Here is a 21,478-nt window from a genome sequence, read left to right on the forward strand (position 1 = left end):
AGATTAAGCTTTATCGTATAACCAAACCCTTAATAATGAGAGCAATTGGTCTACGTCTACCGGTTTTGTAATATAGTCGGACGCGCCTGCATTAATGCATTTCTCCCTGTCGCCTGTCATGGCCTTGGCAGTAACAGCAATAACCGGAAGGGTCTTAAATTTCCTGTTCTCCCTGATGCGTGTGGCGGTTTCGTAGCCATCCATATTAGGCATCATCATATCCAGTAAAACCACGTCTACGTTAGGATGCTCCTCTAACGATTTTAATGCCTCTTTACCGTCTATAGCCGTTATAACGTTCATTTTAAGGGCTTCGAGCGCTTTAGTAAGCGAGTAAATGTTACGCACATCATCATCAACCACTAAAACTGTTTTGTCGCTAAGCACGTTGTTTAGCAAGCCCAGTTTTTTATAGTCTTTTTTGCCGCCTTCTTTCTTATTTTCTTCCACCAAGTGAAGGAAAAGCGACACCTCATCCAGCATACGCTGATACGAATGCGCCGTTTTAATAACTATTGAGTCGGCATATTTTTTAATCTTCAGCTCCTCTTTCATCGAAAGGCTCTTGCCTGTAAATACAATTACCGGAAGATTCTCTAAACCAGGGTTTTTCTTTACGTTTTCAAGAATTTCGTAGGCCTGTTTGTCCGGTATACCCATGTCCAGGATAACACAGTCTACCTCTGTTCTTTGCAGCGTGCTTACACCCTCATTTATCTCGCTCTTAATCTCAGAATTAATATTGTTGCTCTCTAAGAAGTAAGCTAACGCTTTAGCATGCTGAGGGTTATCTTCAAAAATTAATACTTTTTGCGATTCGCGGCTAATTATGTGCTCAATCCTTTTAAAAATGTCGGGCATTTGCTCAAAAGCCACCGGTTTATCTAAAAAGTTTACGGCGCCTTTTAGCAGACTTTCCTGCCTTAGCTTATGAGACGACATAATGTGCACCGGAATGTGCTTGGTTTGCGAGTTGTTTTTCAACTCTTCCATTACTTCCCAGCCGCTTTTTATAGGCAACTGAATATCAAGCAGTACGCCAACCGGTTTGTATACCAATGCCAGGTTTAGGGCATGGTCTCCACGTACCGATACGATACCTTTGTACCCACGCCTCCGTGTAAATTCCAATAATGATTTTGCAAAGTTAATATCATCTTCCACAATCAGGATGGCCTTATCCGTCTCGGCAATAGCCTCGCGGTCATCGGGCACATCGTCGGGTATGTTAGGACTAATAAATTGCTTGATTATGGCATCTTTCTTTTCCTCAGCGTTTAAAACAGGGGTATCAGAAAAATTAGATTCGGTTGATGGCTCTGTCCTTTCCGGAAGCTGCGCAATGGCCGACCCAATAACCGGGATGTTAAGCGTAAACTCGCTACCCTCGCCCACGGCACTCTTAAGTGTAATTTCGCCACGAAGTAGCTTTGCCAGTTCACGGCTTATAGACAACCCAAGGCCGGTACCGCCATATTTACGCTTTGTAGAGCCATCTGCCTGTTGAAACGCCTCAAATATAAGCGGTTGCTTTTCGCGCGGAATACCAATACCGGTATCTTTAACGGTAAACAGCACCTGCTTATCATCTTTAGGATGCTTGGTAACTTCTAAGGTTACTGACCCCTGCGATGTGAATTTTATAGCGTTGGATAGCAGGTTTTTAAGTATTTGCTCCAAACGCATTTTATCGGTACGTATAACCAGTGGCGCACCCTTGGTTACTATGTTAAACTGTATATTTTTTTGCTTGGCAACCTCTGTAAACAGGGCTTTAAGGCTATCGGTAATTTCTTTAACCGACACATCTAAAAACTCAAGTTCCATTTTACCGGCCTCTATTTTAGAAAGGTCAAGAATTTCATCTATCAGGCCTAACAACCCATTACCGGAGCTTTGAATAACTTTAGCGAACTCAATTTGTTCGCCATTCATATTATTGTCGTTATTTTCAGATAACAACCTACTCAGCAGCAATATAGAGTTAAGCGGTGTGCGAAGCTCGTGCGACATATTGGCTAAAAACTCTGACTTATACCTTGTGGTAAGTTCCAGGTCTTCCGACTTTTTCTGGATCTCCATGTTCTTTTCTTCCAGCAATACGCTGCGCTCGGCAAGCTCTTCGTTAGTTTGCTGCAACTCTTCCTGCTGTACGCGAAGCTCTTCTTCAGATGCCTGAAGTTTTTGCGTTTGCGCTTCCAATTCGGCATTCATGCCCTCCAGTTCGGTGTGTTGTGCGCGTAATTCTTCACCCTGCGATTGTGTTTCTTCTAACAGTTCCTGCAGGCGTTTCCTGTTTTGTGCTGCCGAGATAGCAATACCTATATTGTTGGCAACTGCCTTTAAAAATTCTGTTTCGCGTTTAGTAAATTCCTTAACAGCAACCAGTTCCAGTGCGCCTACCACTTTATTATCTGTAAGCGGCACTGCAATTACATGGCTTGGCTTAACCTCGCCCAAAGCATACGATATTTTAATGGCATCCGGAGCTAATGCTTTTAATTCTAACACCTTATTAGATTTAACAGCCTGTCCCGTTAAGCCCTCGCCTACCTTAATATATTTGCGTTCTTCGGTTGGCACATAGCTGTAACCCGATGCTACGCACATATCATTACCTTCCAGTAAATATAAGGCCCCGGCACTGCTTTTGGTATAAATAGCCACGTGCTCTATAACATCTTTAGTAAGCTGGTTAAGGTTCTTCTCGCCAATCATTACATCATTTAAACTGGCAATACCGGCCTGCAGCCACTCGTTATCAGACAAGGTTTTAAACGATGTGCTAAGTGCACTGGCCATGTTGTTAAGCGACCCGCCCACGCTGCCCAGGGCGTCGCTTTCGCTGTCCTCAACCCTAACATCATAATTACCTTCGGATATTTGCCCTGCAACACCGCTTATTACACGGATACGCTCGGCAGTTTCACGGTCGTTTTTTTCCAGCTGTAGCTGAAGCTGAAGGCGTTGCGCGTAATCACGCAGCGTACGCGCAAAAAATATAACGGTTATAAAAAGTGCAATTACAGCAGCAGCCACAATAAGTACCGAACTGTAAAAACCGTATTTTTTAGATTTGGAAGTACGCTCGGTTAAAAGGTCCTGCTCGCTGCTTTCCATACGTTTAAGCACCTTGCGCATTTTATCCATAAGCACTTTGCCCCTGTTAAGTTCTTCGGCTACCACAGGCCAGCCCTTTTTTCTTTGCGAAATGCGCTGGTTAAGGTATTTAAAAAACTCATCCTTTAGCGGGTTAAGCTCTCGTAAATTGCTTTGTTGCTGCGGATTATCGGCAGTAAGTTTTTTAAGCTTTTCGTAAAGCACATCGCTGCGTTCTTCGGCAGTGCTAAATTTATCTAAAAAGTCTTCTTCGCCCGTAACCAAGTAGCCCCGCATGCCCGACTGTGCATCGGTCATAATAGCGGTAAACTCGTTAACATCATAAATTACCTCCTGGGTATGGCTAACCCATTCGTTACTGTCCAGCAAACTTCTTATACTCAAAAAAGAAGCTAAAGAACTAACCATCAGTATTAGTATAGATGCCCCAGAGCTAATTAATAAATTTCTTTTAAAATTTCCGTTCATATATTTCTACTATAAAGGCAAAACAATAATAAAGCTGGCACCGTTGCCGTTGCTGCTTTTTGCTGTTATTAAGCCGTTGTGTTTTTCTACTATTTTACTGGCTATGGCAAGCCCAATACCCGTGCCCTCGTAACTATTACGGTCGTTAAGGCTTTGGAATATCTTAAATATCTTATCCAGGTAGACTTCGTTAAAGCCAATACCGTTGTCTTTTACCGTTATCCGGCAGTAATTACCTGTGGCAGATGGTACTGCATCAAAATCTTTACTATCTATAACCTCAGATGTTATTTCTATAAGTGGGCTAACATCGGGCTTAACAAATTTAAGCGAGTTACCCACAAGGTTCTGGAACAGCTGCCTTAACTGGCTGGGCACCCCGGTTACCAGCGGCAAATTGCCCTGCTGTATAATGGCATGCTTTTGTTCTATAAGATAATCAAAATCAGTTAAAACCTCTTTAAGGATTTCATTAAGGTCGGTCTTTTCAGGGATTACGGTAGACGACAGGCGCGAATATTCCAGCAGGTCTGATATAAGCCTCGACATACGTTGTGATGCACGAATGGTTCGGTTTACATAGTCATCTGCCTTTTCATCCTTCATCAGGTAGCGCTCGTGGATGATCTTTATAAAAGTCTCGATCTTGCGCAAAGGCTCTTTTAAATCGTGCGATACCACCCACGAAAATTGTTGCAATTCGTGGTTGCGCAGCTCCAGCTCTTCGTTCTTTGCACTCAGTTCCCTGGTGCGCTCTTCTACCTTAATTTCAAGGTTTTCCTGGGCTTCTTTCCTAATCTCTATCTCTTTAGATAAGAGGTCGCGGATGTTTTTAAGCTCGTTTTTTTGTTCGGATAGCTTAAGAAAAGTTTTTACCTTTAAGATGAGCAAATCAGGGTCTACCGGCTTGGTAATGTAGTCTACCCCACCCGATTCGTATCCTTTAGAGATAAATTTTTTCTCTTTATTTACCGCCGATAAAAATATAACCGGAATATCTTTTGTCCTGTTGCTGCCTGCAAGGGTTTCTACCACCTCAAAACCATCCATACCGGGCATTTGCACGTCCATTATAATAAGGGAGTAGTTGGTTTTAAGGATTTTCCTAAGCGCTTCTTCGCCGGATTCTGCCGAATCTACCTGCAGGTTATGGAGTTCCAGTATTTTTTGTAAGGCCAGGATGTTTGCCCGTATATCATCAACAATTAAAATCATAATGTATAGGCATATTGTTTTTTAGAAACCGAAACGTTTTTTATACTGCTGTTTAATTTTTGGTGCGCATTGTTAGTAATGCGGTAAATTAAATGTGATATAACAGTATATACCTCATAATGAACTCCTTTTAAAAGCAGCTTATTGTAAGGGTTTTCAGGTTTAAAAAGTGGTGTGTTTATTTTTTGGCTCACGTACCAAAAGTATAAAAACAAGTGTTAAAGAAGTGTTAAGCAAGCCTATACTATTTAACTAAAATTTAATTATATACGCAAATTTTGCTCTGTATTTCCTACAACTTAGGTGTTACATAATATTACATATTTTGTTATAACTTATCCTTCATACATATCCATGTTAAGGCGGGTTTCCTCTAAATCCAGTTCCTTTTCTATCTTACGTAAAATTTCTTCGTTAGCACTGCCATCGCGGTGCAGCTTTTCAATCTTCTGGCGTTCAATATTAACCAGGTCTATTTGCAGTTGTGTGTACTCATTAAATATATTAAGGGCAAGGGTTTCGCCTTTGCCAAAGTAATTAGCAGGCAGGTCGGTTTTTTGAAGCCTATTGTACTTAACCTCATACTTACTTTTAATATTACGCAGCAAATCGTCTTGCAGGAGCGATAAATTTTCCTCTATATGTGCTATAGTTTGCGATACTACCTGGTTACGAACCTCATATTCTTCGGCAAAAATAGAGTACGGCTCTATTTCAAGTACCTTAATTATCCACGGAAGCGTTAGCCCCAAGAGCACCAGTGTTGAGAGTATAACACAAAATACAAGGTAAATAATAAGGTTACGGTGCGGAAAAGCCGCCCCACCGGGTAGCGTTAACGGCAGGGCCAATGCCGCCGCCATAGACACCACGCCACGCATACCGGCCCAGCCAAATACAACGAGGTTGCGAGGATTAAAGGCTTCGGTAGTCCTTATCTTTTTGCTGAAAAATCGGGGTAGCATAGTTGCCGGCACCACCCATAAAAAGCGCACCACTATTACAACAAGGCTTACAGCAAGACCCCATATTAGTAAAGAAGATGTAGAATAATCGCCAATGCCATCCATTATCTGGCGTAGCTGCAGGCCTATTAAAATAAAAATAAGGCCATTAAGTATATATACCACAACCTCCCAAACGGTAGAGCTCATAACACGGCTTTGGTGCGTAAATATTTGCCCTGACCTGAACGACAGGTACAAACCTGTTGTTACCACAGCAAGCACCCCTGAAAAATGAAAATGCTCTGCCAGTAAATAAGCCGCAAACGGGGTTAGGAAAGTAAAAGTAGTTTCTACAATCGGGTCGCATACAAATTTTTTGTGCACTATGTACATAAAGTACCCTAAAGCTAAGCCAATAGCCACCCCTGCCGATGCTACCAGCAAAAAATTAAGCCCGGCTTCCCAAAGCACAAAATTACCTGCTGTAATGGCTGCAAGTGCGTATTTGTAAGCTACAAGTCCGCTGGCATCGTTAACAAGGCTCTCGCCCTCTAAAATGCTTATAAGGCGGGGCTGCAGCCCAAGGCCTTTAGTTATAGTGGTTGCCGCAACAGCATCGGGCGGAGACACAATAGCGCCTACTAAAAATGACAGTGGCCAGCTAATATCTATTAAATAATGTGCCACTAATGCCACTGCAACAGTTGTAAAAATTACTAACCCGATGGCAGCAAGGCTTATCGGACGGATGGACCCTTTAAAATCGTGCCAGCTGGTATTCCACGCGGCAAAGTACAGCAACGGCGGCAGGAATATTACAAAAACCACATCTGGGTTAAGGGCTATAACCGGCAGGCCCGGTATTACACTTATCACTACCCCGCAAAGCACTAATACTATAGGAAACGGAAAGTTATATTTGCTGCTTATGAGGCCCAGAAAGGCTACCCCAAACAACATCATGATTATTATAGTAATGTTTTCCATATATAAAATATACCGGTAGGTATTAAAAAAATTAATCGGTTTGCAACTGTTGTAAATATAAATATTACGGTAATAAAATCCTTTGAAAATAAGAATTTACAAAAAAAGATATTTTTTTAATTTTTTTTAAAACCATCTAAATAAACCTTACGTATATATAATTGAAAATTACTAATGCATTGCCCCCAAACAAAAAAAAAGCCATTCAAATTAAAGTAAGGTGTGGTTTAATGGCTTCCCTTTTCCCTCACCGGAAAAGGGTTTTTTACTAAAAAATTACTGGTTCGCTAATCCTCGCTGTAGTTTACTATACAGCGGGGATTTTTTTTATTAATACGACGGCATTTCGTTAATCTGTATTGCTTTCAACGATATTTCGTAAGCCTGAAATTTATCTGCATCCTTCAAATAAATTTCATAGAAAAATCATCAGCCAAAGCTCTAAAATTGATTACAGGATTTAGCTACAACTCATTAAATTTCATACATTTAACATTGAAATTTCAAGAAGCCGAAAAATTTTATACGCCCTTACTACAAAACGTATACATCTTATTATAATACGGTTACAAATTTGCTTGTTATAATTATTATCAATTGTTTCAAAATCTATTGACGTAATTAAACGCACTACAATTCTTACATAAAATTGATTACTTTTATTGATTGAAATATCCGGTTGCCTGAGAAAGTTTAACGCAAAGCATAATATTATGACTAAAAAAATTACCCTCATTTTTTTATTTTGCCTTTTAAAAATTTATGCGCAAGAGCCGGTTAAAACCGTTTCGCATACATTCTATGCAATAGGCAATACCGGTGCCAATACCAATAAAAGCAGCGCATTAGAAGCTCTAACCAATACTCTTAAAATAGAAGGCAGCAACAGTACTGTACTGTTTTTAGGCAATAGTGCATCAGCTTCAGGGTTTGATGAAAATAATCCTGATGCCGTTGCCAACCTCAACCAACAAGTTAACCTGCTAAAGGGTTACACAGGCAATGTGTTTTTTATGCCGGGCCACAGCGACTGGAATAATGGACTAAAAAGCCTTAAGAAACAACAGGACTTTATTACTGCCGCACTTAAAAACGACAAGGCTTTTGAGCCCGAAGATGGCTGCCCATTAGAGAAAATAAAGATAAACAAGGATGTTGATTTACTGCTTTTAGATTCGGAGTGGGCGTTAATGGACTGGGATAAAATACCCAACCTTAATGATAAATGCGCTATTAAAAGCAAAAACCAATTTTATACCGAGGTTGAGAGCGAAATTGTAAAAAGCGAAGGCAAAACGGTAATTATAGCCCTATACCACCCTATTGCCACGTATGGCAAATACGGCAGTAGCTATGCGTTTGGCATCAGCCCCCAGCAAATAACCAACAAATACTACAAAGAATTAAGCGACAGGCTCTTTACTATGGCACTCCGTTTTAAAAATGTGGTGTTTGTATCGGGTCACGAAAATAACCTGCAATATATTTTAGACAGGGATGTGCCGATAATTATTAGCGGATCGGGTAAAGAAACCAACAGCGTTAAAATGAGCCCTAACAGTAAATTTAGCGCTGCCGAAAATGGCTTTTCTAAACTAACAGCTTATAGTGACGGATCGCTGTCTGTAAGTTTTTACGGGGCGTCTAACAACTATGGAGCACCCTTATTTGAAAGTCAGGTTATTGCACCTGATGAAAAACCAAACCTGCCGGAATATAACGAATACCAATCGCCACAATATGTAGAAAAATCTATTTACAGTAAAGACGAACTGGAGCATTCGGCTGTATTCGAAGCCCTGTGGGGTAGCCATTACCGCAAAGATTACCTTGCTCCCATCAAACTTAAAACCGCCCTGCTGGATACGCTTTACGGCGGTCTTACTCCTGTGCGTAAAGGTGGCGGGCACCAAACCAATTCGCTTAGGTTAAAAGATAAATCAGGGTCTGAATATACCATGCGTAACACCAAAAAGAGTGCCTTGCGCTTTATACAATACTTTTTATTTAAAACCCAATACCTGAGCCCTGATGTTGCCGACACCTATTTTATAAAACTGCTACAGGATTATTGGACTACCGCCAACCCCTATGCCGCCCTAACCATTGCCGATATTAGCGATGCACTGGAAATTTACCATGCCAACCCGCAGTTATATTACATTCCTAAACAAAAAGCACTGGGCATTTATAACGATGATTATGGCGACCAGGTTTATTTTATAGAAGAGCAGGCTAACGATGGCCAGGGCAATAAAGCCGGTTTTGGTTATCATAACAAAATTATAGGTACCGATGACCTTTTAGAAAAACTGCGCCGAAAAGATAAGATTACTGTTAACGAGTCGCTTTACATAAGGTCAAGGCTATTAGACAACATTCTTGGTGATTTTGACCGCCATGCCGACCAATGGCGCTGGACCGAAGACACTAAAGACGACGGCACGCTGTTATATACCCCCATACCCCGCGACCGCGACCAGGCTTTTTCTAACTTCGATGGGTTTATACTTGGTGCTGTTACCACCCTTAGCCCCCCGCTACGCTTTATGCAGCAATATAAAGACAGGTATAAATGGATACGCTGGTTTAACGATGCCGGAGACGATGTAGACAGAGCCGTACTTAAAAACGATACCGAGGCCGACTGGGCAAGGGAAGCCGCTTATATTAAGGAACACCTTACCGAAGAGGTGATTAACAAAGCGTTTTCTAAATTTCCGGAAGGGGTTGATGAAGACAAGAAGGCACAGATTAAAAAAGCAGTTTAGGCCGTATTGATAAGGTAGAGGCGCTTTCGCACGACTTATATAAGTATTTAAAATCGTTTGTAATGATTACCGGTACCGATAAAGACGACTGGTTTATTATTACCCGCATGCCCAACGGCATTACCAATATTAAGGGCTATCGTATAAAAGACGGTGCCAAAGGCCCTGTATTTTGGGATGTAGATTATGATAGCAAAATTACCAAAGAGTTGTGGCTTTACGGATTGGATGATAAAGATATTTTTGAGGTACAGGGCGATGGGGATCACCCGGTTTGCATTAAAATTATTGGCGGCAAAAACAACGACACCTACCGTTTAGAAAACAGGAAAGGTATTAAGGTGTACGACCAGAAGACTATGCCTAATACTTTTGAAACGCCTGCACACAAAACCCTTACCGATGATTACGAACTTAATACGTACAATTTTATGAAGGGCCGCAGAGACCTGAAACAAATTATACCTATGCTGGGCTATAACCCGGATGATGGCCTTGCGGTGGGTGCTGCCTTTTCGTACACTAAGAATGATTTGCGTCGAAACCCTTTTACTGCCCAGCACGACATAAAGGCACTGTACTATACGGCTACAAGTGGTTTAAACATTAGCTATGCAGGCGAATTTGCCCATATAATCAACCATTTAAATTTGGGTATTGCTGCGGGTTATACCTCTCCGTTTTATGCCAATAACTTTTTTGGTTTTGGAAACGACACACCCGATAATAACGATTTGAGTATGGACTACAACCGTGTACGCATTCGTACCACTTACTTTAACCCGTCGTTAATTTACAGGGGCTATTATGGTAGCTTGATTCGTTTTGGGTTAAAGTACGAAAACATAGAGGTAGAAAAAACCGCGGGAAGATATATAGACCTTGCGCCGGTAAACCCGAAAGTGTTTGATGAGCAGACTTTTTATACCGCAGAGGCATCATACACTTATAACAACTTTGATAGTGCCGCACTGCCCAAAAAAGGCATCGGCGTAAGCCTTACAGGTGGCTATAAGGCTAATTTTAATGAAGACAAGGGCTATGCCTACATTATTCCGGAGTTGAGAATAACCACTAAAATAGACCGCAAGGGTATTTTAGTATATGCTACAAAACTAAAGGCACAGCATATTTTTAATAATGATTTCGAATTTTACCAGGCTGCCACCATTGGCGATATGGATGGTGTACGAGGCTTTAGGAAACAGCGCTTTAGCGGTAAAACATCCTATTACCAAAATTCTGATCTGCGCCTGTCGTTGGGTAAGCTAAACAATGGCTTTATACCTATTGCATGGGAGCTTTATGGTGGTTTTGACTATGGCCGCGTTTGGATAGATGCCGAAAACAGCAACACCTGGCATACATCTGCCGGTGGCGGGCTTTTGTTTAATATTGCCGGCTTTACAACAGCAAACATTGCCTTTTTTAACTCTAAAGATGGAGGCCGCCTTAACATTGGCCTGCAAATAGCCTTTTAAATTAGGCATATAAAAAAGGGCAATCCTAATAGTGGACTGCCCTTTTTATCTTCCCAAATTTTATTTTTATTAAGGCACCTGTGTACCTACAGCATTCTCTTTGCTATCATTTTTTGTACCCATTTCTACAACCGTATCTTTATCGGTAATAACAGTATCAGCAGGTGTCTCATTTACATTATAGCCAGAAAGAGTATCAGTTGCTACCGTATCATCTGCTCCGGCATCATCGCCATCATCTGCCTTGTTTTTGCAAGAAGTAAGTGTCAACCCTGCTAAAAGCATGGATACCATTAGAGTATTCTTTAAAAATTTAATTTTCATAATCAGTTATAATTAAGGTTTGTATTTGGCCTATTTTCAAAGTTACATTTTAAAATGTTCTCATTAATTATCTAAATATTAAAAAAAACATAAATATTTGGTAGCATTTTTCATAAAAAAAACAACATAATTAATTATGTTGTCTTTATATCTGCGTTAGCCTTTTTAATTACGGTCCTACAGGATTAGTTACCGTATCGGTACTGGTAGCTGTTGTATCAGTACTTGTGGTATCAAGTGTTGGGTCCACCATTGGTGTAGTCACCGTATCTGTAGTATCAGGGTCTTTTGAATCTGCCTTGTCTTTACACGATGTCAGGCTTAAACCTGCAACCAGCAAAGAAGCGAATAAGGCACTTTTTAGCGATGTGGTTTTCATAATTATATAATTTAAAATTAATGTACTCAGTGTATTAACAAATATAAGACATCAATAATTAAGATTTAGCCATCATTTTATTAATAAAAACCTAATTAACAGGACTATCCATCAAAACCTTAACAAAAAAAGGACAACCTGAATAAAGTTGTCCTTTTCTAATAATTCAGTCAGGCTAATGCCGGTTAGAATTATGGTGCTACAGTATCGTTAACCGGTGGTGTAACAGTATCTGTAACTGTTGTAACCGTATCGGTAGTAATTTCTGTTTCGGTGCTGCTAATAGTGTCAGTAGCTGTTGCGTCACCCTCTGTTTTGTTGCTTCCGCAAGATGCAAGGCCTAAACCTGCAGCAAGCAATGCAACAAACATGCTGTTTTTTAAAAATGATCTTTTCATGAATTTGCTCTTTATATTATTGAAAATCAAAGATAGGCGAGCAATCACAAAAAAATTCTTATAGTTTTATTAAATTTACCTTAAAAAACGCACAAAAATAACTCAAAACCCTTTAATTATTAATTATATAGCGTTCGCTTGGCCCAGCGGGTGTAGTTTTAAGCGAATCTTCCTGCATTTTAATGGCCGGGTCGCTGGTAGTAAGGTTAGATGGCGAGATGTTCATATCGCTGGATGTTCTTATATCATTAGGCGATGTAACGTTAATGGTTTCGCTCTCCACTCCCCCATCTCCGGCGGTTTGCCCACTTATGCACGATGTTGTTATAGCAGCCGCAATAAGCGGTATGGCAAATAAACTTATTTTAGTATATACTGTTTTCATGGCTATTTTTTTTAGTTTACTATAAATGTACCACACAAAAACAGCTAAGAGTATTAAGGAAAGTATAAAGTTAATGGAGAAAGTTGCAGAGTTACAAAAGTTACAAAGTTGCACAGTTAATGAGTTGTGAGACAATGCAACTTTGCAACTCTGGAACTTTGCTGCTCAAAATCAACCCATAAACCCACCATCTATATTAAGGCTGGCTCCGGTAATGTAGCCGGCTTCGGGGCCTGCAAGGTAGGCTACAAAAGATGCAACTTCAGATGCCTCGCCATAACGGCCAATTGGCAGTTGTGTTCTCAGCAAATCGGCAAACGGGCCATTATCGGGATTCATATCGGTATTTACCGGGCCAGGTTGCAGGTTGTTAATGGTAATGCCCTGCGGACCAAGATCTCTGGACAATGCCATAGTTAAGCCCTGTACGGCAGCCTTACTGGCAGCGTAAACGCTACCACCTTCAAACGGCATGCGGGTAGCATTAGTGCTGCCTATGTTTATAATACGGCCACCGCTTGCCATGTGTTTTACAGCTGCTTTAATAGCCACAAATACTGCACGCACATTAATATCAAAGGTTTTATTGTAATCTTCTAACGAAAATTGGTCTAAAGGCCCCATAACCGCAACACCTGCATTATTAACTAATATATCTATTTTACCTAAGCGCGCTGCGGTGGTTTCTACCGCCGCAATAACCGATTCGGCATTGGCACTGTCTGCCTGTATGGCTACTGCTTTACGTCCAAGGGTTTCAATTTCTTTTACAAGGGCATCGGCCTGCTCTTTGCCTGCTACGTAGGTAAAGGCAACATCTGCACCCTCATTAGCTAATCTTTTTACAATTGCGGCACCTATGCCACGGCTACCGCCTGTTACTAATACTGCTTTATTTTCTAAAGTTTTCATGATAAATAGTTTTTAATTGTTATTTAAACTCAAAACCATTTGTTGGTTTTTGATGATACAAAGTTGCGTTAAACACCACCCTGCATCCATTGATAAAAAGCAGAAAAAACTCTTGACATTTATCAAGACAAATAATAACAGCCGATAAAAAAGCAAGTAAAACTATTTCTTAGTGCGCACACGGCTAAGGGTTTCGGGGCTTAAGCCTAAAAAAGAAGCTATCATGTGCTGTGGCACACGGTTAACAAGCGTGGGGTGGGTTTTAAGAAAATCGTGGTATTTTTCTTCAGCCGAATAACTAATGCCGGCATGTATGCGGTTTTGCGAAGCTATAAAAGTACGCTCCATAAGCAGGTGCATAAAATCGCTAAAGTTAGGTATAGAGCGGTACAGCCCTTCAAAATCGCCTTTAGGTATTAATATAACCTCGGTATCTTCCAGGGCTTCTATATTATAGCGTGCAGGGCTATCGGTAATATAACTTTGCCTGTCGCCCGTCCACCAGTTCTCAGAGCTAAATTGTATAATATGCTCCTGCCCTTTCTCGTCTACCCTAAAAGTACGCACCAAGCCTTTAGATATAAAAGCATTATAGCGCCAAACATCGCCTTCCTGTAACAAATACTGCCTTTTGCGCAGCTTTTTAAGGCGGCACACCTGTTTTACTATTTCAATTTCTTCATCGGTAATAGTAAATTTAGATTGCAGGTATAGTATAAGGTTATCAAACATGATTGTAAAGATAAATAAATTGCCTGATAATTCTTACCCACTTAAAAAACAACGAAATACCGTAATGTGGCAAATAAAAAACTCTATATCGCTATTTAAAAACCACACAAAACAAAATAAAACACTAATTATCAATAAACTAAAATAAAGGTATGCAATTTGCCTTATGCAGGTAAATAATGTATTACATGTTCCAGTTCAATGTTTTTAAGGTCGTAATGCAGCAACTTTGTACTATAATAATCAACCAAAAAATTATAACGCCATGTCTAAAAAAATAAACATCCTTTACATTGGCAGGCACGCCGAAATACTGGAAACCGTAGTAAGGCTTATTAATAAGAACGATAGCTGGAACGGCATTGGGGTAAGCAAAGATAGCCAGGCTATGGAGCTTTTTATAAAGCACCCGTTTGATATCGTGCTCCTGGGCTGTGGCATAGATGAAGAAGACGAAAACAAATTAAGGACTTTTTTTACCCTCAATAACCCATCAGTTAAAATAGTGCAGCACTATGGCGGCGGCAGTGGGTTACTTTATAATGAAATTACAACCGCGTTGACCGGAGGCACTACTACCAACTTCTTGTCTTAGTTCAATGTTTTAAAAATAAACCAGTTATACCTTTACAATATCAAATTTTAATAATCAAACAACCATGGAAAATACAATTTTAGGCATACACCATATTACTGCAATTGCAGGCGATGCCAAACGTAACTTTAATTTTTACGCCAACATTTTAGGCTTACGCTTTATTAAAAAAACCGTAAACTTTGACGATCCGGGAACCTACCATTTTTACTTTGGAGACGAAGTGGGCAGCGCCGGTACCATACTTACTTTCTTCCCGTGGGGAGATGGCATACCACAAGGCCGCAGGGGTTCTGGCATGGCTACCGAAATTGGCTACTCTGTACCTAAAGGCAGCTTGGAATTATGGGTAGAACGTTTTGAAAAATACAATGTTATCTATAATAAACCGGCCGAGAAATTCGGCGAACGCTACCTTACATTTCTTGATCCGGACGGACTTAAATTTGAGCTTATAGAATCGGCCACACAGGATAACCGCAAACCCTGGGAAACCGACGAGGTTAAAGCCAACATTGCAACAAGGGGCTTTCATAATATTACCATTACCCTAAACAGTATAACCGGCACTGCTGCTGTACTTACCGATATTTTTGGCTACAAACTTATAGCCCAGGAAGGTAACCGCTACCGCTATGCCATAGATACTGTAGATCAGGCAGCGATAGTTGACTTAGTAGAACTTAAAGACGAAAAACGCGGCCATGTTGCCAATGGTACCGTACACCACGTTGCTTTTAGGGTTTTAAACGATGAAATTTTAATGCACTTTAGAGAAAAAGTAGCCGCTGCCGGCCTTAGCATTACCCCGCAAATAGACAGGAATTACTTCCACAGCCTTTACTTTAGAGAACCGGGCGGTGTTTTGTTTGAAATTGCTACCGATAACCCCGGCTTTACTGTAGATGAGGCTCTTGAAGATTTGGGCAAAGGCCTTAAACTACCTGCACAGTACGAATCGCGCCGCGAAGATATCGAAGCTCATTTAGTACCTATAAATTAATTATTTACCTCCCGGCTGCCACAATTCAGCCGGGAGGTAATTTTAACTACTATATTATGGATTTTACACCACTTAAATATATTTATAAACCTACAGGTAACCCTGAGGCTTATACCCTATTACTATTACACGGTACCGGTGGCGATGAAGCCGACCTGATTCCGCTTGCTGAGAATTTTGGCGATAGCTATAACATATTGAGCCTTCGCGGCAACGTGAGCGAAAACGGTATGCCACGCTTTTTTAAACGCCTGGGCATGGGTATTTTTGATGAAGACGATTTGCGCTTCCGTACCGATGAAATGGTAGCTTTTATTAAGGAGTTGGCAGAAAAAGAAGGTTTCAACCTTAATAAAATAATTGCACTTGGCTATTCTAACGGGGCTAACATTGCAGGCGCCACGCTTGTACAGTACCCTGATTTTTTAGCGGGGGCTATACTGTACCGCCCAATGCAGCCTTTTAAAGGTATAGGTACAGAGGGCACTACAAAACAGGTTCCGGTATTTTTTAGCTCGGGTAAATTAGATCCTACCGTTAATGCTAATGCCACAACCATATACCTTAAAAATCTTGAAGAGCTGGGCTTTAACGTAGCTTTTTACGATTTGCCAACAAGCCACAATCTTACACAGCAGGATGTGGTGCTTTCTGCCGAATGGCTTGCTAAAAATTTTAATTAATAAAACGGCAATTATTTAGACTTTTATCAATTTCTCAATATTGGGTTTGGTTTTTTTATAAATTTATTTGTAAATTAACACACACAAAGCAAATTGATAATGTCTAATATAAACCAGATAATAGAAGAGCGCCCTGCCAGCATAGGCAACTTTTTGGTAGGGAGGCTTTTGCCGTTTAAAGATAAGCGCACCGTGGGGCCTTTTGCTTTTATAGACCACATGGGGCCCGCCGCACTTAACGATCATGAAAATTTAGATGTGGGTCCGCACCCGCATATTGGGCTTTCTACCCTTACCTACCTGTTTGAGGGCAATATAATGCACCGCGACAGCCTGGGTACCGAGATGGAAATTATTCCAGGCCAGGTTAACTGGATGACTGCCGGTAAAGGCATTGTACACTCTGAACGTACACCCGAACGCCTGCGCCATTCGGATAAATTTTTGCACGGCCTGCAAATATGGGTTGCCCTGCCCAAGCACCTGGAGCAAATGGAGCCTTCATTTGCCCATATTACCGAAGACCAGTTGCCGGAATGGAAACTGGATACTGTTAACATCAAACTTATTGCAGGTGAAGCTTTTGGTAAAAAGTCGCCCGTGCCGGTTTACAGCCCCCTTTACTTTATAGAGCTTAAAAGTACTACAGCCCAAAAGGTTGCCATTGGCAAAGACCTGTATGGCGAAAGTGGCCTTTATATATTAGAGGGCAGTATAGAGAACGATGGCACTACCTTTTTGCCTAAGCAATTACTGGTAGCTAAAGACAGCTCTGTTTGCGAGTTTACAATGAACGAAAATACTACCGTATATATTTTTGGCGGAGAGCCTTTTCCGGAGCCCCGCTATATTTACTGGAACTTTGTGGCATCATCTGCAGAAATGATAGAAGAGGCAAAACAACGCTGGACCGACCACAAATTCCCCAAATTAGAGGGCGAAACCGGCTATGTGCCGCTGCCTGAACAAAACCCCAACTTCAACATAAAAAAATAAATATCTGCTATGGAAATACAGCATTTTGACGATAAAAAGAAAGGCCACTTTAGGGCTATTGAAGGAGAAACCGAAGCCGGTATAATGACCTACGTTTGGGCCGGCGATGATAAATTTATTATTGAGCATACCGTTGGCAACCCTGAGTTTAAAGGTGTAGGCCTTAAAATGCTGGACAGCGCGGTGGCTTTTGCACGCGCAAACGGCAAAAAAATTATTCCGCTTTGCCCGTTTGCCAAGAAAATGTTCGACCGCAAGCCCGAAATACACGATGTACTATCGCAATAGCTTTGTGCACAACCTCCCTACATACAAACAACAAAAATTGCAATGATTTTACCTAATTCTAAAACGATTATATTTATAACCGGTGCATTTGTATCGCACCACGGGTGGGATGCCTGGATTGCTTTTTATAAGAGCAAAGGCTATACCTGCATTGCACCACCGTGGCCTTTTAAAGATGCGCCTGCACATGAACTTAGGGAACGCCAGCCTAACGATACCGATCTGGCAGGCCTGCGCTTAGAGACTCTTTTACAACATTATATAGATATAATTGCTGCCCTGCCCGAAAAACCCATAGCTATTGGACATTCACTTGGTGGCTTGTTAGTGCAGCTTTTGGTTAACCGCGACCTTGTTTTGGCGGGTGTTGCCATACATTCTGTTCCGCCGCAGGGCGTACGATCGTTTGAATGGTCTTTTATTAAATCGATATGGAAGCCTTTAGGGTATTTTACGCCGAAGAATAAGACCCATTTAATGAGTATTGACGAATGGAAATATGCTTTTACCAACGGCATGAGCCACGAAGAGCAACTTATATCGTATCAGGAAAATACTATACCCGAAAGCAAACAGGTATTGCGCGACACTTTGACTGATGCCGCCGCTGTTGATTTTAATAAACCGCATGCACCACTGCTTTTCATATCCGGCAGTGCCGACCATATAATGCCGGAATCTCTTAATTACAGCAACTACCTTAAGTACGAAAAAAGCCATTCGGTTACTGATTATAAAGAGTTTAAAGGCAAGAACCATTTTGTGTTAGGATTGCCAACCTGGCACGACGAAGCCGATTATATACTCTCCTGGTTCGAGATACTACAGCATTAATAAAAAAAAGGACAGCCATTGCGGACTGTCCTTTTTTACAAATATATAGCTATTGGTAACAAAAAAGGTTCTTATTTAAGCGAAGCCATATCTATAACAAAACGGTATTTAACATCGCTTTTTTCCATACGGTCGTAAGCATCGTTAATGTACTGCATGTCTATAACCTCAACGTCAGACACTATATTGTGCTCTGCGCAGTAATCAAGCATTTCCTGCGTTTCGGCAATACCGCCAATAAGGCTGCCCATAATGCTTCGGCGTTTTCCAATAAGGCTCATAGCCGGTGCTACAGATGGTACTTCGGGCACACCTAAAACAACCATAGTTCCGTTTTTACGCAAAAGGTTCAGGTAGGTAGCATATTCGTGCTTAGCAGAGATAGTATTTACAATAAAATCGAACGAGTTAGCTAACGATTTCATTACTTCAGGGTCAGATGTCAATGCAAAGTTATGCGCACCAAGTTTTTTAGCATCGGCCTCTTTAGATGGCGATGTGCTCAGCATAGTAACCTCTGCACCAAAAGACGCAGCGAATTTAACCGCCATGTGGCCTAAACCACCAAGGCCCAATACAGCTACCTTATGGCCTTTACCTACTTTTAAGTGGCGCAGTGGCGAAAATGTAGTAATACCGGCACATAACAACGGTGCAACACCGGCAAGGTCTAAATTATCAGCAATGTGCAAAGCGTATTTTTCATCTACAGTAATGCTTGTAGAGTAACCACCATACGTAGGAATGTTAGTACCACGCTCAAAGCTGTTGTAGGTACCTGTCATGCCCTTTTCGCAATATTGCTCCTCGCCTTCTTTACAGCTCTGGCACTCGCGGCAAGAATCAACAAAACAGCCAACACCGGCAAGTTCGCCTACTTTAAAAGCAGTAACATCGCTGCCCACTTTTATAATCCTGCCCACAATTTCGTGGCCGGGTACAACAGGGTAATTGGCTTTGCCCCACTCGCTGCGTGCCGTGTGGATATCGCTATGGCAAACACCACTAAAGAGTATCTCTATTTGTATTTGGTGAGCGCCAACATCTTTACGTTCAAAATCAAATGGTTTTAATGGGGTTTCGGCATCATAGGCCGCAAAGGCTTTTACTTCGATCATGGGGTAGTTTAATTTAAAATTATAGTTGTTCTTGTGTTTTATTTTTTTACCTCGCGCAGCTTTTCGGCAAGCTCGCGACGATAGGTAATACCAATAGGTATGGGGTTACGCTTAATTAGTACATGGTCTTTTTTAACCTCTTCTACCTTATCTAAAGCAATAATAAACGATTTATGCGCCCGCATAAACAAGCCCGGTGGCAGGCACTTTTCAAAATCGTTGGTGGTAATGGTAGCCAGGTAATTGCGCCTCAGTGTAAATATCTTTACGTAGTTGCCATAACTCTGGGCATACAATATGCTGCTAACCTCTATAGTAACGGTTTCGCTATCAACTTTAACCTTAATGGTTTCCTGTGTTACAGGCTCGTCGATAACTGCTTCTACCGGGGCAGCAAGCTCATAATAACGATTAATGGCTTTAAGAAATCTTGGATAATATATGGGTTTAAGCAGATAATCTATAACACCATACTCGTAACTCTCTAAAGCAAATTCGCTGTAGGCGGTTGTAAGAACGGTACGCGGGGGCTTAGCCAGTTTTTTAAGCATTTCAAGGCCGCTAATTTCGGGCATATCAATATCAAGAAACATCAGGTCGGCACTGTTTGTTTTAAGATACTCTAAGGCTTCCACCCCATTGTAGCCCTCAAATACAAGCTCCAGTTCGGGGTTTTGCTTAATATAATTGGCAAGCACATAATGGGCAGCAGGCTCATCATCTACAATAATACATTTTATGGTAGTAGGCTGCTTCATATCCTTTTAAGCTGAAGTTGTAAGTTTACGCTGAAAACACGGTCTTCTTTAATATCAAGTGTATAGTTGCTGCCGTACTGTAATTTAAGCCTTTCGGTAGTGTTTTTAATACCTATTTTGGTAGAAACCACATCGTTTTTCTTTTCGGGTATCGAGTTCCTTACTAACAGGTCCAGCTTGCCTTCTTTAACTGATATAGTAACCTCAACAAAGCATTTTTCTATAGAGCAGGTACCGTGCTTAAAAGCATTTTCTATAAAGCTGATAAGCAGCATGGGCGGAATTTTATAGGCGTTCTCATCGTCCACATCGCTATTAAACGTAATGTTGCAACGGTAGCCCACACGCTCTTTTTCTAACTGAATGTAACTGCCTATAAAGCTAATTTCGTCTTCCAACGGCACGCACTGGCGTTCATGGCTCTCTAATTGGTAGCGCATTAGCTGCGATACGTGCATTATAAGTTCGGGTGTACGCTCCGGATATTGAAGGCTTATTCCGTAAAGGGTATTAAAGGTATTGAATAAAAAATGCGGGTTTAACTGATCTTTAAGCGAGTTTATCTGGGCCTGATTGTAAAGTAGTTTTTCGCGGTCCAGGTTTTTACGGTCGCGGTAAAACTTAAATATCAGTATGGTAGAGAGTATACATATAAGTGTTGCTAATAGTGTTGCTGCCTGAAATACATAGCTTTGCTGCTCTGACGATTTATAGAGAAAACAGTTTTTGTAGATCCATAAATTGGCAACCTTGTACATTACAATAGAGAACACAAACAATAACCCGAAGGTAGCCAGCAAATACAGTAAAGGCTTGTGTTTTTTAAGCAGTATAGGCAGCAGGAAAAAGCGGTTTAACTGTGCATGCCCGTATAACATTAAAAAATAGGCACAGCCAGACCATATACCCTTCCAGGATTTTATTAAGATCCAGTCGTTAAGGGTAAACAGTATAAACGAGAAGACAAGGATAAGAAGCTCCTGCCACCATTTATTTTCGATAAAATTTTTAAGATAACGGGTCATTAGCATGCGTATTGAGTACAAAGTAACTACTTAAACTGCGATTAAAGCAAAAATGCATG

Annotated in this window: 20 protein-coding genes; 8 read left to right on the forward strand and 12 right to left on the reverse strand. The window is 41.0% G+C overall.

The window, feature by feature from the left end; all coding sequences use genetic code 11:
* Positions 1 to 3: 3 nt before the first annotated feature.
* The 3 genes from G509_RS0120400 to G509_RS0120415 form a co-directional block, all read right to left on the reverse strand.
* On the reverse strand, positions 4 to 3,588 hold the full coding sequence (locus G509_RS0120400; protein ID WP_026993242.1) for a response regulator: 3,585 nt from the start codon (positions 3,586 to 3,588) through the stop codon (positions 4 to 6).
* 9 nt (positions 3,589 to 3,597) lie between these two features.
* Positions 3,598 to 4,803 (reverse strand): sensor histidine kinase, encoded by a 1,206-nt coding sequence (locus tag G509_RS0120405; protein ID WP_026993243.1) that lies wholly within the window; start codon positions 4,801 to 4,803, stop codon positions 3,598 to 3,600.
* A gap of 335 nt (positions 4,804 to 5,138) precedes the next feature.
* On the reverse strand, positions 5,139 to 6,737 hold the full coding sequence (locus G509_RS0120415; RefSeq protein ID WP_026993245.1) for a Na+/H+ antiporter: 1,599 nt from the start codon (positions 6,735 to 6,737) through the stop codon (positions 5,139 to 5,141).
* 713 nt (positions 6,738 to 7,450) lie between these two features.
* Here G509_RS0120415 and G509_RS23045 point away from each other — a divergent pair.
* Positions 7,451 to 9,508: a metallophosphoesterase family protein gene (locus tag G509_RS23045; protein WP_051200394.1), complete on the forward strand. Its 2,058-nt coding sequence runs from the start codon at positions 7,451 to 7,453 to the stop codon at positions 9,506 to 9,508.
* A 62-nt stretch (positions 9,509 to 9,570) separates the two neighbouring features.
* Positions 9,571 to 10,989 carry a ShlB/FhaC/HecB family hemolysin secretion/activation protein gene (locus tag G509_RS23050; protein WP_051200395.1) on the forward strand — a complete coding sequence of 473 codons (1,419 nt, stop codon included), beginning with the start codon at positions 9,571 to 9,573 and terminating at the stop codon, positions 10,987 to 10,989.
* A 69-nt stretch (positions 10,990 to 11,058) separates the two neighbouring features.
* Here G509_RS23050 and G509_RS0120425 read toward each other — a convergent pair whose 3' ends face one another.
* The 6 genes from G509_RS0120425 to G509_RS0120455 all read right to left on the reverse strand — a co-directional run bounded on the left by G509_RS0120425 (position 11,059) and on the right by G509_RS0120455 (position 14,119).
* Complete coding sequence (locus G509_RS0120425) at positions 11,059 to 11,283, reverse strand: hypothetical protein (protein WP_131450761.1); 225 nt, start codon at positions 11,281 to 11,283, stop codon at positions 11,059 to 11,061.
* Positions 11,284 to 11,482: 199 nt separating this feature from the next.
* A complete protein-coding gene (locus G509_RS0120430) occupies positions 11,483 to 11,692 on the reverse strand; it encodes a hypothetical protein (RefSeq protein WP_026993247.1) in 210 nt (69 codons plus the stop codon).
* 191 nt (positions 11,693 to 11,883) lie between these two features.
* Entirely contained in the window at positions 11,884 to 12,090 is a 207-nt protein-coding gene (locus tag G509_RS0120435; RefSeq protein ID WP_026993248.1) for a hypothetical protein, read from the reverse strand.
* A gap of 112 nt (positions 12,091 to 12,202) precedes the next feature.
* The gene (locus G509_RS0120440) at positions 12,203 to 12,475 is read right to left on the reverse strand and encodes a hypothetical protein (protein WP_026993249.1); all 273 of its coding nucleotides are present in this window, start codon (positions 12,473 to 12,475) and stop codon (positions 12,203 to 12,205) included.
* Positions 12,476 to 12,646: 171 nt separating this feature from the next.
* The gene (locus G509_RS0120450; RefSeq protein ID WP_035739405.1) at positions 12,647 to 13,387 is read right to left on the reverse strand and encodes a 3-oxoacyl-ACP reductase family protein; all 741 of its coding nucleotides are present in this window, start codon (positions 13,385 to 13,387) and stop codon (positions 12,647 to 12,649) included.
* 162 nt (positions 13,388 to 13,549) lie between these two features.
* The gene (locus G509_RS0120455) at positions 13,550 to 14,119 is read right to left on the reverse strand and encodes a Crp/Fnr family transcriptional regulator (protein WP_026993251.1); all 570 of its coding nucleotides are present in this window, start codon (positions 14,117 to 14,119) and stop codon (positions 13,550 to 13,552) included.
* Positions 14,120 to 14,384: 265 nt separating this feature from the next.
* On the opposite strand from G509_RS0120455, the gene G509_RS0120465 reads away from it, so the two are divergent.
* From G509_RS0120465 to G509_RS0120490, 6 genes are all read left to right on the forward strand, one after another.
* Complete coding sequence (locus G509_RS0120465) at positions 14,385 to 14,714, forward strand: hypothetical protein (protein ID WP_026993252.1); 330 nt, start codon at positions 14,385 to 14,387, stop codon at positions 14,712 to 14,714.
* A gap of 64 nt (positions 14,715 to 14,778) precedes the next feature.
* Positions 14,779 to 15,717 carry a ring-cleaving dioxygenase gene (locus G509_RS0120470; RefSeq protein ID WP_026993253.1) on the forward strand — a complete coding sequence of 313 codons (939 nt, stop codon included), beginning with the start codon at positions 14,779 to 14,781 and terminating at the stop codon, positions 15,715 to 15,717.
* Between the two features lie 56 nt (positions 15,718 to 15,773).
* Entirely contained in the window at positions 15,774 to 16,400 is a 627-nt protein-coding gene (locus G509_RS0120475) for an alpha/beta hydrolase (RefSeq protein WP_035739409.1), read from the forward strand.
* A 99-nt stretch (positions 16,401 to 16,499) separates the two neighbouring features.
* Positions 16,500 to 17,396: a pirin family protein gene (locus G509_RS0120480; RefSeq protein WP_026993255.1), complete on the forward strand. Its 897-nt coding sequence runs from the start codon at positions 16,500 to 16,502 to the stop codon at positions 17,394 to 17,396.
* Positions 17,397 to 17,405: 9 nt separating this feature from the next.
* Positions 17,406 to 17,684 carry a GNAT family N-acetyltransferase gene (locus tag G509_RS0120485; protein WP_026993256.1) on the forward strand — a complete coding sequence of 93 codons (279 nt, stop codon included), beginning with the start codon at positions 17,406 to 17,408 and terminating at the stop codon, positions 17,682 to 17,684.
* A 42-nt stretch (positions 17,685 to 17,726) separates the two neighbouring features.
* Positions 17,727 to 18,518 (forward strand): alpha/beta fold hydrolase, encoded by a 792-nt coding sequence (locus G509_RS0120490; RefSeq protein ID WP_026993257.1) that lies wholly within the window; start codon positions 17,727 to 17,729, stop codon positions 18,516 to 18,518.
* 71 nt (positions 18,519 to 18,589) lie between these two features.
* On the opposite strand, the gene G509_RS0120495 is transcribed toward G509_RS0120490, so the two are convergent.
* From G509_RS0120495 to G509_RS0120505, 3 genes are read right to left on the reverse strand one after another with little or no spacing between them, the layout of a single operon-like run.
* Positions 18,590 to 19,636 (reverse strand): NAD(P)-dependent alcohol dehydrogenase, encoded by a 1,047-nt coding sequence (locus G509_RS0120495; RefSeq protein ID WP_026993258.1) that lies wholly within the window; start codon positions 19,634 to 19,636, stop codon positions 18,590 to 18,592.
* Positions 19,637 to 19,674: 38 nt separating this feature from the next.
* Complete coding sequence (locus G509_RS0120500; RefSeq protein ID WP_026993259.1) at positions 19,675 to 20,394, reverse strand: LytR/AlgR family response regulator transcription factor; 720 nt, start codon at positions 20,392 to 20,394, stop codon at positions 19,675 to 19,677.
* Positions 20,391 to 21,419 carry a sensor histidine kinase gene (locus tag G509_RS0120505; protein WP_026993260.1) on the reverse strand — a complete coding sequence of 343 codons (1,029 nt, stop codon included), beginning with the start codon at positions 21,417 to 21,419 and terminating at the stop codon, positions 20,391 to 20,393. Before G509_RS0120505 ends, G509_RS0120500 begins: the two co-directional genes overlap by 4 nt.
* Positions 21,420 to 21,478: the final 59 nt, after the last annotated feature.

It is taken from the genome of Flavobacterium subsaxonicum WB 4.1-42 = DSM 21790, from assembly GCF_000422725.1.
Lineage (GTDB): Bacteria > Bacteroidota > Bacteroidia > Flavobacteriales > Flavobacteriaceae > Flavobacterium > Flavobacterium subsaxonicum.